Source organism: Oleisolibacter albus, from assembly GCF_003336875.1.
GTDB lineage: Bacteria > Pseudomonadota > Alphaproteobacteria > Azospirillales > Azospirillaceae > Niveispirillum > Niveispirillum album.
In genome coordinates, this window is the sequence record NZ_QGNJ01000010.1 from 79,851 (window position 1) to 92,840 (window position 12,990).

Here is a 12,990-nt window from a genome sequence, read left to right on the forward strand (position 1 = left end):
TGGCTCAGCCCCAACAGCTGATCCGTTTGCGCCGCCGGATCAAGCCCCGCCTTGGATCGAACCGTTCCGGGCAGCCATGCGCCGTCGTACCTCCGCCGCCACGACTTCCGTATCCTCCAGCGGCGTGTAGTGCCATTGCTCCAGGGCGCCGGTGAAGGGCCGGGCGACGCCGTCGGCATAGAGCATCTCATGGAAGCGGCGGAACTTCGGCGATCCCCCCTCCAGCTCGATGACATAGACGGGTTTCCCCGTGCTGGCCGCTTCCGAGATCATGGAAACGCTGTCGCAGGTGGCGACCACGGCGTCGGCCAGGCCCAGATAGGCGAAATAGGGGTTCTCCCCCTGCCCGTCCCAGACCTCGGCCGGCAGCCCGGCCAGCCGGGCGCGCAGGATGGCCTCGTTGTCGGCGCCGGTGCGGCGCGACGGGGTGACCATCAGCCCCACACCCTGCTCCCGCGCCAGCCGGGCCAGCTTGTCCGCCACGTCGCCCATGACCGTGGGGGTCAGGTGGTAGACGCCGTTCGATCCGCCGATCAGCACGGCCACCCGCGGCCGCGGCAGGTGTGCCAGCCCCGGCGCGAAGCGGGCGGCGGCATCGCGCAGCCGCTCCGGCGTCACCCGGTGCAGGGCGCCCCGGGTCTGCACGATGCTGCGGCCGGCCTTGCCGTCATGGCGCGGCAGCACCACCAGATCGAACCGGGAGAAGGGCACGCCCGGCGTCTGGATATGGATACAGAAGGTGCGGCCCCGGCTCTTGCGCCGGATGGCCAGCGCCAGCCCCACCGCCTGCCGGCCCGAGGTGATCAGCAGATCGGGCCAGGGCGGGTCCAGCCGGTCGGACCCCGGCGCCAGCGACAGCGAGGTCCCCACCGGCAGATAGGGTGTGGTCTGGCGCCAGGGGCTTTTCAGGGCGATGCGCTTCACCACCACGGTGGCGGCGCCCACGGCCTCGGCCAGCCCCAGGCATTGATTCTCCATGCCGGCCTTGCCGTCCGACATGACCCAGCAGGTGTCGACGGCACCGCCGGAACCCGTTATGCTCATTTCTTCCTACCGAAAATGACGGTCATGGACGCGGCCCACCTTGGCGGCGGGCTGCGGACTGTGTAATATCATTTCCCAAGAATAACCCCCTGGAGCTTGAAGACACCACCATGCGGCGGGTCAAACTCGACCGAATCGATCGGCGCATCCTGCGCGACCTGCAGGCGGACGGCCGAATGACCAATGTGGAATTGGCCCGGCGCGCCGGCATTTCCGCTCCGCCCTGCCTCCGGCGCGTGCGCGCGCTGGAAGATGCGGGCTATATTCGTGGCTATCATGCCGATATCAATCCCGAAGCCATGGGCTTCCATGTGACGGTCTTCGCCCATGTGGGCCTGTCCTCGCAAGCGGAAGCCGACTTGAAGCGCTTCGAAGCCCTGGTCAACAGCTGGCCGGAGGTTCGCGAGTGCAACATGCTGGCCGGTGAGACCGACTTCCTGCTCAAGGTGGTCGCAAGCGACTGGGATAATTACCAGAAGTTTCTCACCGCCAAGCTGACGGCGGCCCCCAATGTCAGCCATGTCAAATCGTCGCTGGCCATCCGGCAGTCCAAGTTCGAGCCGGGCGTGCCCATCGACGTGGAGGTGGGGCCGGAAGTGAAGGACGAGGAGGATGAGGAGGAGGAGGTCTGAGCCTCTTCCCCGATTCCCATCCGGATCGGATCGACGGGCGGACGGGCCGGACAGGCCCGCCCGCCCGTTTCCGTTTCGGGGTTTCCAGATGGCGCTTCCGTTTCGCGCGGGGCTTTCGCTCGCGCCCTCCGCTTCAGGCCGGCGTTTCCGCTACAGCAGGCCCAGCAGCGCGGCACGGGCCAGCCCCGCCCCGGCCCCCAGCAGCACCAGCCAATGCACCGGCAGCGCCCAGCGCAGCAGCGCCAGCAGTCCTGCCAGCGCCAGGGCGATGGCGAACGGGTCCGTCTCGCCCGGCCGCGGCTGGAACACATGCAGGCCCAGGAAGACGCCGAGATTGAGGATGACGCCGACCACGGCGGCGCTGATGGCGGCCAGCGCCCCGGCGGCGGGCCGATGGTGGATCAGCCGCTCCACATAGGGCGCCCCGGCGAAGATGAAGAAGAAGCAGGGCAGGAAGGTGACATAGGTGGTCAGCGCGCTGCCCAGCACCCCGGCCCAGAGCGGCGGCAGCGTCCCCGGCTGGTTCCAGCCGGCGAAGAAGCCGACATACTGCGTCACCAGGATCAGCGGCCCCGGCGTGCTCTCGGCCAGGGCCAGCCCGTTGACCATGGTGGCCGGGTCCAGCCAGCCATAGCGGTTCACCGCGGCCTCGGCGATATAGGGCAGCACGGCATAGGCGCCGCCGAAGGTGACGAAGGCGGCCTTGGTGAACAGGGCGGCAATGTCGCGCCAGGGCTGCTCCCCGGCCAGGGTCAGCACGGCCAGCACCGGCCCGGCCCAGAGCAGGGCAAAGACCAGCGCCAGCCGGACCAGCCGGCCGGGCGGCGGCAGCGGTCCGGCCGGCTCCTCTCCCGCCGGGCCGTGCCCGCCTGCGCCGAACAGGGCCAGGCCGGCGCGGGTGCTCAGCCAGCCGATCAGTCCGGCGCCCAGCACCACCCAGGGGAAGCCGATCTTCAGCACGGCCAGGGCCAGGAAGGCGGCGGCCGCCAGCAGCGGCGGCGCCCAGCCACGCAGCGTCTTGCGGCCCAGGCGCCAGACGGCGGCGGCGATGATGGCCACCACCACCGGCTTGACCCCGTCGAACAGGGCGGCAACCCAGGCCAGATCGCCGTGCCGGGCCGCCAGCCAGGACAGCAGCAGCAGCACCAGGGCGCCGGGCAGCACGAACAGCAGCCCGGCGGCCAGTCCCCCGGCCACCCCGTGCAGGCGCCAGCCCACATAGGTGGCCAGCTGCTGCGCCTCCGGCCCCGGCAGCAGCATGCAGAAATTCAGCCCGTGCAGGAACCGGCGCTGGTCGATCCAGCCCCGCCGCTCCACCAGCTCGTGCTGCATCAGCGCGATCTGGCCGGCCGGCCCGCCGAAGCTGAGACAGCCCAGCTTCAGCCAGAAGCGCAGCGCGGTGGCGAAGCTGGGGGCGGATGTGCGGGAAGCGGCGTCAGTCGGCAGGGCGGGCGGGCTGGCGTCGGTCATCGGGAGACCCTGTCGGGAATGGCTGCTCCTGTCTGCGGCAGGGGCCGGCGCAAGGCAAGCCCTTCGTGGATCTCCGGGACCGGAAACCCGCCCCCTTGTCGCCGCGACAAGGTTTCGCGTGACGCCGGGCCGCGATGGCCGCATCAAGACGGGATCATGCCCGCCAGGGGAGTCCGCCGATGTATGTCCCGCCCGCCTTCGCCGAGGATGATCCCGCCATCCTGCGGCAGATGATGGAGCAGGCCCGTCTGGCCACCCTGGTCACGCTGGGGCTGCAGGGGATGGAGGCGACGCCGCTGCCGCTGCTGGTGCAGACGGCAGCGGACGGGTCCGTGCAGCTGGCCGGCCATCTTTCCCGCGCCAATCCGCAATGGCGCCATTTCGACCGGCGCGTGCCGGCGCTGGCCCTGTTCCAGGGGCCGGACGCCTATGTCACCCCCTCCTGGTACGCCGCCAAGGTCGAGACGGGCAAGGTGGTCCCCACCTGGAACTACACCGCCGTCCATGCCTATGGCCGGCTGCGCATCCTGGAGGACCGGGCGGAGATCCTGGACATCGTCCGCCGGCAGACCGATCTGCACGAGGCCGACCGGGACCGGCCCTGGTCGCTGGACGACGCGCCGGCGGACTATCTGCTGGCCATGACCACCGGCATCGTCGGCGTGGTGCTGACGGTGGAGCGGCTGGAGGGCAAGCGCAAGCTCAGCCAGAACCGGCCCGGCGACGATCAGGCCCGGATCAAGACCGGGCTGGCGCTCAGCGGCGACCACCGCGACCGCGCCCTGTCCAAGCTGATGCCCTGACGCCACGCCCCGCCGATCGGTGCGGCCGGCCAACCCTTTGCGGGGTTGACAGAAACCGGCGGATGGCGTCCGTTGCCGACCCGACCGGGCCTGCCCGAAAGGGATCTGTCCCGACCGAATTCGTGCCACCTGTGCCGGCCCCGTTTGGCCCTGGCGCGCGTCGGCACGTCCCCACGTCCGTCAAGGACCACGTCCGTCAAGGAACAGACACCCATGGCGCAGGATACCGGTTTCAGCCTCTTCCCCCTCGGCCCGGACACCACCCCCTACCGCAAGCTGACCAGCGACCATGTCTCCACCATCGAGGTCGATGGCGAGACGGTGCTGAAGGTCGAGCCGGAGGGGCTGCGCCTGCTGGCCGAACAGGCTTTCGCCGATATCAACCATCTGCTGCGCCCCGGCCATCTGGCCCAGCTGCGCGCCATCCTGGAGGACCCGGAGGCGTCGGCCAACGACCGCTTCGTGGCGCTGGACCTGCTGAAGAACGCCTCGATCGCCGCGTCGGGCATCCTGCCCATGTGCCAGGACACCGGCACCGCCATCGTCATGGGCAAGAAGGGGCGCCGCGTCTGGACCAAGGGCGGCGACGAGGCCGCGCTGTCCGCCGGCATCCGCGACGCCTATCTGAAGCGCAACCTGCGCTACAGCCAGGTCTCGCCCGTCTCCATGTACGACGAGAAGAACACCCGCACCAACCTGCCCGGCCAGATCGAGATCTATGCCGAGGGGGACGACGCCTACAAGTTCCTGTTCATGGCCAAGGGCGGCGGGTCGGCCAACAAGACCTTCCTGTTCCAGGCCACGCCGTCGGTACTGGCGCCGGACCGGCTGGTGCCGTTCCTGAAGGACAAGATCGCCTCGCTGGGCACCTCGGCCTGCCCGCCCTACCATCTGGCCGTGGTCATCGGCGGCCTGTCGGCGGAGCAGAACCTGAAGACGGTGAAGCTGGCCTCGGCCCGCTACTATGACAGCCTGCCCACCAGCGGCGGCGACACCGGGCACGCCTTCCGCGACCTGGAGATGGAAAAGGACGTCCATAAGCTCAGCCAGTCGCTGGGCATCGGCGCCCAGTTCGGCGGCAAGTATTTCTGCCACGATGTGCGGGTCATCCGGCTGCCGCGCCATGGCGCCTCGCTGCCCATCGGCATCGGCGTCTCCTGCTCCGCCGACCGTCAGGCCCTGGCCAAGATCACCAGGGACGGCATCTTCCTGGAGCAGCTGGAGCATGATCCGGCCCGCTTCCTGCCGGAGGTGGACGAAAGCCAGCTCAGCGGCGAGGTGGTGCAGATCGACCTGACCCGGCCGATGAGCGAGATCCGCCAGATCCTGTCGCGCCACCCGATCCGCACCCGCGTCTCCCTGACCGGCCCGCTGATCGTGGCCCGCGATGCGGCCCATGCCAAGCTGCGCGCCCTGCTGGAGGCCGGCCAGCCGCTGCCGGACTATTTCAAGAACCACCCGATCTACTATGCCGGCCCGGCCAAGACGCCCGAGGGCTATGCCTCCGGCAGCTTCGGCCCGACCACGGCCGGGCGCATGGACAGCTTCGTCGACCAGTTCCAGGCGGCGGGCGGCAGCTTCGTCATGCTGGCCAAGGGCAACCGCAGCCCGGACGTGACCCGGGCCTGCAAGACCCATGGCGGCTTCTATCTCGGCTCCATCGGCGGCGCCGCCGCCCGTCTGGCCCAGGACTGCATCCGCAAGGTCGAGTGCATCGCCTATCCCGAGCTGGGCATGGAAGCCATCTGGCGCATCGAGGTGGAGAATTTCCCCGCCTTCATCGTCGTGGACGACAAGGGCAACGACTTTTTCGCCGACCTGAAGTGAGCCCCCGGGCGGGAGGCAGTCCCTCCCGCCCCTTCACCGCCCCCACACTTCAGGTCCCCTCGTCTCAACCCCGCGCGTCCCGCCCCTCCCCGGCGTCATGCCCCCCGCGTCGTGCCCGCGAAGGCGGGCACCCAGGGGAGCACGAACACCACGGACCCGCGCACACGGACGCACGCAGACGGCAAGAAAAAGGGCGGCATCGCCGATGCCGCCCCGATGCGCACCCGGAACCGGGCCGTGGCTTACTTCTTCTTCTCGTCCAGCAGCGCCTCGATCTGGTCCATGGTGTCGTTCATGCGCTTCAGCAGCGCCTGGTACGGCACCGGCGTGGCCAGATCCACGCCCTTGGCCTTCAGCAGCTGGTAGGGGTACTGGGAGCCGCCGGCCCGCAGCACGCTGAGATAAGTGTCGCGGGCCTTGTCGCCGCCGGTCTCGATCTGGCCGGCGAAATAGGCGGCCGCGGCGATGGAGGTGGCGTACTGGTAGACGTAGAACGGCCGGTAGAAGTGGTTGACCATCTGCCATTCGGCGCAATAGGCCGGGTCGATCTTCATCACGCCCTCGGCGTCGCCGTGGTAGCGCTTCAGCAGATCGCAGTAGATCTCGTTCATCTTCTTGCCGCTCAGGGCCTCGCCGCGCTCCACCGCCTCGTGGGTGCGCAGCTCGAACTCGGCGAACATGGTCTGGCGGAAGAAGGTGCCGCGCAGCGTGTCCAGCAGATGGCCCAGATAGAAGATCTGCTCATCCTTGCTGGCGGCATTCTCCATCATGTAGTCGGCCAGCAGGATCTCGTTGGTGGTGGAGGCCACCTCGGCCACGAACAGGGAATAGCCGGCCGTCTCGAAGGGCTGGGTCTTGTCGGCAAGCTTGGTGTGCATGCCGTGGCCCCATTCATGGGCGAAGGTGCTGACGCTGTCGAAATTGTCCTGATGGTTCAGGAAGACGAAGGGATGCACGCCATAGACGCCGGTCTGGTAGGCGCCGGGGCGCTTGCCCTCGGCCGGATAGACATGCATCCAGCGGCCGTCCACCGCCTCCTTCAGCATCTGCTGGTACTCGTCGCCCAGGGGCTTGGTGGCGCCCAGGGTCAGGGTCTTGGCCTCTTCGATCCCGAACTTGCGGTCCAGGTTCACGATGGGCGGATAGATGTCGTAGTAATTCAGGTCCGGCAGCCCCAGCAGCCGCTGGCGCAGCTTCAGATAGCGGTGCAGCGTCGGCAGGCCCTTGTTGGCCTCGGCCACCAGCGTCTTGTAGACCGCGACCGGGATGTCGTTCTGGTCCAGCGACGCGGCGGCGGCGCTCTCATACTTGCGCAGCTTGGCCATGGACACGCCGGCCTGGATGCGGTTGGCCAGCAGGCTGCCATTGGTGCTGGTGTACTGGCCGTAGGCCTTCCAGAACACGTCGAAGGCCTGCTTGCGCACGGCCCGGTCCGGGCTTTCGCGCAGCTTGCTGTAGCCGATCTGGTTCAGCTTCACCTCGGTGCCGTCGGCCAGCTTGACCGTGGGCCAGGCGATGTCCGAGCTGGTCAGCAGCTGATAGGTGTTGCCGGCGCCATACATGGCGGGGCCGACGGCGGCCAGGGCGGCCTCGGTGTCCTTGGACAGGGTGTGCGGGGCCTGGCGCAGGGTGTCGCGCAGCTCGACCGCGTGCTTCTCCAGCCCCTTGTCGGCCTTGATGAAGCCTTCGATCTTCTGGGCGCCCACATCCAGGATCTCCGGCGCCAGCCAGGCGGTGGCGGAGCCCAGATCGGCCCCCAGCTGCCGCATCAGGCCGGCGCGCTCCTGGGCCGCGGTGTCGCGGGCATCGGTGCTGAACTGGGCCGAGGCATAGACGCCCAGCCGCTCCATGCGCAGCCGCACCGCCGACATGGCATCCATGGCCTTGCGCAGCGACGCCGCATCCTTGCCCAGCGTGCCCTTCAGCGCCGCCAGCGCCGGCAGCTCGGCCGCCACGGCCTTGCGCTCGGCCTCCCAGGCCTCCGGTGTCTTGAACAGGGTGGTCAGGTCCCAGACATAGGGGGCATCGGGGCGGGCATCGGGCGCCTGCGCCGCGGCGGCGGCCCCGGATGCCGCGGGCTGGGCGGCCAGGGCCGGCAGGGCCAGTCCGGTCAGAAGGGCGATGGCGGCGGCCCCCAGCAGATGGGTCCGGCGGGCGGTACGGGTGGTCATGCGTATCCCTGTTTGCTGCTGTTGTGGCCGGCGGCCGCGGGCCGCCTCCCCTGACGGGGGATTACGTCCGATATAGACCAGCCCCGCCGCGCCGCTGCCGGAAAAAGTGTAACGGAAGCGTTACGCCGGCCCTCCGCGGCAAGGGTCCGTCCTAGTGCTGGCCATCAGTGCTGGACAATGCAGCCGTACCAGCCCAGCCCCTTGTAGGTCTCGTATCCCGGGGTGCGGGCGAAGGCCACCACCGCCCCGCTGCCGTCGGTGTAGAAGCCCTGGTCCCGGCCGCCCGTCTCCAGCGGGAACCGGCTGGTCAGGATGCCCTGTCCGTCGGAGGCGGCGATGACCCGCAGGTCGCGGTCCAGCAGCAGCACGCGCGTCCGCGCCGCCTCGTCCTCGCGCAGGCGCACGCCGCCGACCACGGTGCCGGCCTGCGGCCCCCAGTCGAAATGCACGCCCAGCACGCCCAGCTTCTGGCCGGTCTTGGCCCCCTGGGCGAAGATCGGCGCGGCATAGGTGGCGGACTGCCGCCCCTCCAGCCCGCCGACCGTGCTGATATCGGCCACGGCATAGTCGTCGCCGCTGCTGCGGGCCATGGCATCGCGGAACCAGGCGTCGCCCGACACGTCCAGCCCGGTGCAGCGGAAGCGGTCGGGCCGGCCGGTGGCCAGCACCCGCCCGTCCGGCCCGACGATCCAGAGGTCGAGATAGACGGTATAGGCATCCAGGATCACGCCCAGCCGCCGGCTGGCGAACCCGCACGCCTCCGGCGAGCGGCTGGCCGCCGCCTGCACGATGGCGCTGTCGGTGGCCCACCAGCGCACATCGCAGGTGCGCTCGTACAGGTTGCGGTCGATGATCTCGATGGCATTGAAGGCCAGGTCGGCCAGACGCTGGCCGCGCACATCCTCGACCATGCGGGCGCCGACCTCCTCCAGGGCGCCGACCTTGCTGGACAGTTCCAGCTCCAGCGCCTGGGCCACCTGCTCGATCTGGCTCGACACCGCCTTGACCTCGTTGGCCACCACGGCGAAGCCGCGGCCGGCATCGCCGGCGCGGGCGGATTCGATCAGGGCGTTGAGGGCCAGGATCTTGGTCTGGCCGGTGATGGCGCGGATGGCCCCGGTGCGGCTGCGGACGGCGTCCCCCACCTCGCCGGCCAGCTCCAGGATGCGCTCCGGCCGGGCATCGGCGCCCCCGGCGGCGATCCCGGCAGCGTCCTTGATCTTGGAAGAAGACAGAGCGGCAATCGATGTCGACATGGTGTCATCCCGGCTAGCCCGGCCACGGTCCAACAGCCGGGCAACAACATCCAGCCGGATGCTCATCGCATATCGAACTTAAATGCCAGTATAAAATTCTACAAATTCATAAGTATTCACTGGGCGCGGCGTGTTCTGCCTTGTTATCGGGCACAGTCTTTAATCACCCTGCCTTCTCGGCGGGCACAACGAAGCTGTCCATGACCTTCTTCGTGCCGGCCACGTCGAAGCGGATCTCCAGCTTGTCGTTCTCCACGGCGGTGACGGTGCCGTAGCCGAACTTCTGGTGGAAGACTCGGGCGCCGGGATTATAGGGGCGGTCGGGCCGGCTGCGCGGGGTGACATCGACGGCGCTACCCTCGATCAGGCGCCCGCGCTGCGGTGCCTGGGCCGCCTTCTGGCCCATGCGGTTGAAGCGGTCGGAGAAGCCGCCGCTGCCGGACCAGCCCCCGGCTGCGAAGCCGCCGCCGGCCACGCCGCGGGCCGCCATGTCCTTGTAGCTGCCATAGGCGGTGCCGCCCAGGCCGGGCGCGTTCTCCACCTCGATATGCTCGGGCGGCAGCTCATCGACGAATCGCGACGGCAGCGAGGTCGACCAGCTGCCATGGATGCGCCGGTTGGCGGCGTGGCTGATGAAGACGCGCCGGCGCCCGCGGGTGATGCCCACATAGGCCAGACGCCGCTCCTCCTCCAGCCCGGCCACGCCGTTCTCGTCCAGGGTGCGCTGGCTGGGGAACACGCCCTCCTCCCAGCCCGGCAGGAACACCACGTCGAATTCCAGGCCCTTGGCACCGTGCAGAGTCATCAGCGTCACCTGCTCGGCGCCGGAGGCGTCGGCATTCTCCATCACCAGGGACACATGCTCCAGGAACCCGGTCAGGTTCTCGAACTCGCCCATGGCGTTGATGAGTTCCTTGAGGTTCTCCAGCCGGCCCGGCGCCTCCGGCGTCTTGTCCTCCTGCCACATGCGGGTATAGCCGCTCTCGTCCAGGATGGACTGGGCCAGATCGGTATGGGCCACGCGGTCGACCTGGGCGCGCCAGCGGAACAGATCGTCGGACAGGCCGCGCAGCGTGCTGCGCACCTTGGGCTTCAGCTCGTCGGTCTGGGTCAGCTGCCAGGTCGCCTCGGTCAGCGGCACGCCCAGCGTGCGGGCCGCCACCTGGATCTGCTGCACCGTGGCCGGGCCGATGCCGCGCTTGGGCACATTGATGATGCGCTCGAAGGCCAGATCGTCCTCCGGGCTGACCACCACGCGCAGATAGGCCAGCGCGTCGCGGATCTCCTGGCGCTCATAGAAGCGGGGGCCGCCCACCACGCGGTAGGGCAGGCCCAGGGTGATGAAGCGCTCCTCGAACTCGCGGGTCTGGAAGCCGGCGCGCACCAGCACGGCCATCTGCGACAGGCTGGTGCCCTGGCGCTGCAGCGCCTCCACCTCGTCGCCGACCCAGCGTGCCTCCTCCTCGGCATCCCACAGGCCGCGGACGCGGACCTTCTCGCCGCCCTCGGTCTCGGTCCAGAGCTGCTTGCCCAGCCGGCCCTGGTTGTTGGCGATGATGCCGTGGGCCGCCGCCAGGATATGGGCCGTGGAGCGGTAGTTCTGCTCCAGCCGCACCACCTTGGCGCCGGGGAAATCATGCTCGAAGCGCAGGATGTTGCCGACCTCGGCGCCGCGCCAGCCATAGATCGACTGGTCGTCGTCGCCGACGCAGCAGATGTTGCGGTGCCCCTGGGCCAGCAGCCGCAGCCACAGATACTGGGCCACGTTGGTGTCCTGGTACTCGTCCACCAGGATGTAGCGGAAGCGGCGCTGATACTCCTCCAGCACGTCGGCATGGGTCTGGAACAGGGTGATGCCGTGCAGCAGCAGGTCGCCGAAATCACAGGCGTTCAGCGTGCGCAGCCGGTCCTGGTACTGGCGGTAGATCTCCACCAGCCGGCCATTGGCCGTGTCGCCGCCGTCGGCCGGCTTCAGCCGGTCCGGCGTCAGCGCCCGGTCCTTCCAGCGCTCGATGGCGTTGAGGATCACGCGGGCGGGCCATTTCTTGGAGTCGACGCCCTCGACCTCCAGGATCTGCTTCAGCAGCCGGATCTGGTCGTCGGTGTCCAGGATGGTGAAGGTGGATTTCAGCCCCACCAGCTCGGCATGGCGGCGCAGGATGCGGGCGGCCAGGGCGTGGAACGTGCCCATCCACCAGCCTTCCGACGGCTGGCCCAGCATGTGGTCGACGCGGTCGCGCATCTCCCGCGCCGCCTTGTTGGTGAAGGTCACCGTCAGCACGTTCCAGGGGCTGGCATGCCGGGTCATCAGCAGATGCACCAGCCGTGTCGTCAGCACCCGGGTCTTGCCGGTGCCGGCGCCGGCCAGCACCAGCACCGGCCCGTCCAGCGCCTCCACCGCTTCCCGCTGCACGGGGTTCAGCCCCTCCAGATAGGGGAAGCGGCCCGCCGGTGCGGGCACCCCGCCAGCGGCGGCGGCAGGGGCGGCAACAGGGGCGGAAACGGGCTGGCGGGGCGGCATCGGCGCGGAGATCGGATCGCTCATGGTGAGAACATATATAGCACGGCCGGCGCCCCCGTCTCCCCCTCCCGCGGCAGGGATGCCCCTGCGACAGCGGGACCCTTGGGCATGCGAGAGCGTTGCGGAAGACGGCGCGGAGTGGAAAGATGCGCGCCGCAAGCCCGGAGGATTGAGGAGATGTCCTTGCAGTTGAACGATCCCAAGACGCTGGAAGCGATGGGGATTCTCGCCAATGTGCTGGACGACATCACCGGACCAGAGCGGCTGGAATGCCTGATGGCGGCCAATGCCCTGCGTCAGGTGGTGGACACACGCTCCGAAGCCGCGCTCGATTTCGCCCGGCAGGCCTTCGAGTCCCTCAACGGCGATGTCCGCCGCCGCATCCACAGCGACGCCTCCGAAACCGCCATCCGCGCGGTGGAGCGCGCCACCCGCCGGCTGGAGGCCCCGCGCCCGAAACACACCGGCGGCATCCTCGACGCGCTGAACAACAGCGGCCTGCGCAGCGAACGCAAATGGTGACCCCCCGGCCGAAGGCATGGTCTTCGGCCGGGGGGACCTTGCAAGGCGGCTAAGAGCGCCTAACAGAGCCATTTCTGGACGAAGCGCAGCAGATAAGGCTGGGAGCGAGGTTGTGGAGGGCCGTGCAGATGTCGGTACGTCGGTCGTAACTCGCGGCAAGGCGGCGGGATCGATTGAACCAGGCCAGTGTCCTCTCGACCACTCACCTGTACCGACCCAGCCGCTGGCCTGTGTCGATGCCGTGCCTAGCGATCCCGAGCGTAATGCGACGGCAGCGCAGAGCTAAGCGGCAGTGTGGTGTCCACCAGGGCAAACAGTTCCCTGCTGTCGCGCCGATTGGCCGGCAAGAGTCTCAGGGCAAACGGGATACTGCTGGCGTCCACACAAACGTGACGCTTTCTGTCAGACCTGCCCCGGTTAACCAAACTCAGCCCTGCGCCCTCGCCCCCCTTTCCCGGCGCCGATGCACTGTCGCCCGGCCCCAATCAATCGCCTTCACATTCCACAAGCCGTCCAGCAGCACCCGCTGCAGGCGTTCCGGACGCCCGCTCGCAGCCATACCCTCTCCAACCTCCCAGAACCGGCTTTGTTATGCGTTCTGAATAATTAGCACAAATCCTGCTAATTGGAGGACTTCACTATCAAAAACAACTCAATTTACGAGCTTTTGTATGATTAAGACCAATCTCCTGATGCAGTACGCAACTCTAACGGACATCGCTGCCGCTTCCCTCGACTCAGGTG

General features: G+C 68.7%; 9 protein-coding genes. 4 read left to right on the forward strand and 5 right to left on the reverse strand.

What is annotated here, in order from left to right:
• Window positions 1-39 precede the first annotated feature (39 nt).
• Complete coding sequence (locus DK368_RS14520; protein ID WP_240002508.1) at window positions 40-1,044, reverse strand: mitochondrial fission ELM1 family protein; 1,005 nt, start codon at window positions 1,042-1,044, stop codon at window positions 40-42.
• 110 nt (window positions 1,045-1,154) lie between these two features.
• Here DK368_RS14520 and DK368_RS14525 point away from each other — a divergent pair, with 110 nt between their 5' ends.
• Window positions 1,155-1,676 (forward strand): Lrp/AsnC family transcriptional regulator, encoded by a 522-nt coding sequence (locus tag DK368_RS14525; protein ID WP_114394683.1) that lies wholly within the window; start codon window positions 1,155-1,157, stop codon window positions 1,674-1,676.
• 150 nt (window positions 1,677-1,826) lie between these two features.
• Here the strand turns inward: DK368_RS14525 and chrA are convergent, their stop codons facing one another.
• The gene (gene chrA / locus DK368_RS14530; protein WP_114394684.1) at window positions 1,827-3,146 is read right to left on the reverse strand and encodes a chromate efflux transporter; all 1,320 of its coding nucleotides are present in this window, start codon (window positions 3,144-3,146) and stop codon (window positions 1,827-1,829) included.
• Window positions 3,147-3,325: 179 nt separating this feature from the next.
• On the opposite strand from chrA, the gene DK368_RS14535 reads away from it, so the two are divergent.
• Window positions 3,326-3,949 carry an FMN-binding negative transcriptional regulator gene (locus DK368_RS14535; protein ID WP_114394685.1) on the forward strand — a complete coding sequence of 208 codons (624 nt, stop codon included), beginning with the start codon at window positions 3,326-3,328 and terminating at the stop codon, window positions 3,947-3,949.
• Window positions 3,950-4,162: 213 nt separating this feature from the next.
• Entirely contained in the window at window positions 4,163-5,776 is a 1,614-nt protein-coding gene (locus tag DK368_RS14540; protein ID WP_114394686.1) for a fumarate hydratase, read from the forward strand.
• Between the two features lie 242 nt (window positions 5,777-6,018).
• Here DK368_RS14540 and pepF read toward each other — a convergent pair whose 3' ends face one another.
• The 3 genes from pepF to DK368_RS14555 all read right to left on the reverse strand — a co-directional run bounded on the left by pepF (window position 6,019) and on the right by DK368_RS14555 (window position 11,748).
• Complete coding sequence (gene pepF, locus DK368_RS14545) at window positions 6,019-7,947, reverse strand: oligoendopeptidase F (protein WP_114394687.1); 1,929 nt, start codon at window positions 7,945-7,947, stop codon at window positions 6,019-6,021.
• A 164-nt stretch (window positions 7,948-8,111) separates the two neighbouring features.
• Entirely contained in the window at window positions 8,112-9,203 is a 1,092-nt protein-coding gene (locus tag DK368_RS14550) for a methyl-accepting chemotaxis protein (RefSeq protein WP_240002509.1), read from the reverse strand.
• Window positions 9,204-9,366: 163 nt separating this feature from the next.
• The gene (locus tag DK368_RS14555; RefSeq protein ID WP_240002510.1) at window positions 9,367-11,748 is read right to left on the reverse strand and encodes an ATP-dependent helicase; all 2,382 of its coding nucleotides are present in this window, start codon (window positions 11,746-11,748) and stop codon (window positions 9,367-9,369) included.
• Between the two features lie 153 nt (window positions 11,749-11,901).
• Here DK368_RS14555 and DK368_RS14560 point away from each other — a divergent pair, with 153 nt between their 5' ends.
• Window positions 11,902-12,246: a hypothetical protein gene (locus DK368_RS14560; protein ID WP_114394690.1), complete on the forward strand. Its 345-nt coding sequence runs from the start codon at window positions 11,902-11,904 to the stop codon at window positions 12,244-12,246.
• Window positions 12,247-12,990 lie beyond the last annotated feature (744 nt).

What these genes read in the sequence shown, in the direction of transcription:
- DK368_RS14560 (WP_114394690.1), top strand. Translation starts at nt 11,902, where the DNA reads ATGTCCTTGCAGTTGAACGATCCCAAGACGCTGGAAGCGATGGGGATT.
- DK368_RS14550 (WP_240002509.1), bottom strand. Translation starts at nt 9,203, where the DNA reads ATGTCGACATCGATTGCCGCTCTGTCTTCTTCCAAGATCAAGGACGCT.
- DK368_RS14520 (WP_240002508.1), bottom strand. Translation starts at nt 1,044, where the DNA reads ATGAGCATAACGGGTTCCGGCGGTGCCGTCGACACCTGCTGGGTCATG.
- chrA (WP_114394684.1), bottom strand. Translation starts at nt 3,146, where the DNA reads ATGACCGACGCCAGCCCGCCCGCCCTGCCGACTGACGCCGCTTCCCGC.
- pepF (WP_114394687.1), bottom strand. Translation starts at nt 7,947, where the DNA reads ATGACCACCCGTACCGCCCGCCGGACCCATCTGCTGGGGGCCGCCGCC.
- DK368_RS14555 (WP_240002510.1), bottom strand. Translation starts at nt 11,748, where the DNA reads ATGAGCGATCCGATCTCCGCGCCGATGCCGCCCCGCCAGCCCGTTTCC.
- DK368_RS14525 (WP_114394683.1), top strand. Translation starts at nt 1,155, where the DNA reads ATGCGGCGGGTCAAACTCGACCGAATCGATCGGCGCATCCTGCGCGAC.
- DK368_RS14540 (WP_114394686.1), top strand. Translation starts at nt 4,163, where the DNA reads ATGGCGCAGGATACCGGTTTCAGCCTCTTCCCCCTCGGCCCGGACACC.
- DK368_RS14535 (WP_114394685.1), top strand. Translation starts at nt 3,326, where the DNA reads ATGTATGTCCCGCCCGCCTTCGCCGAGGATGATCCCGCCATCCTGCGG.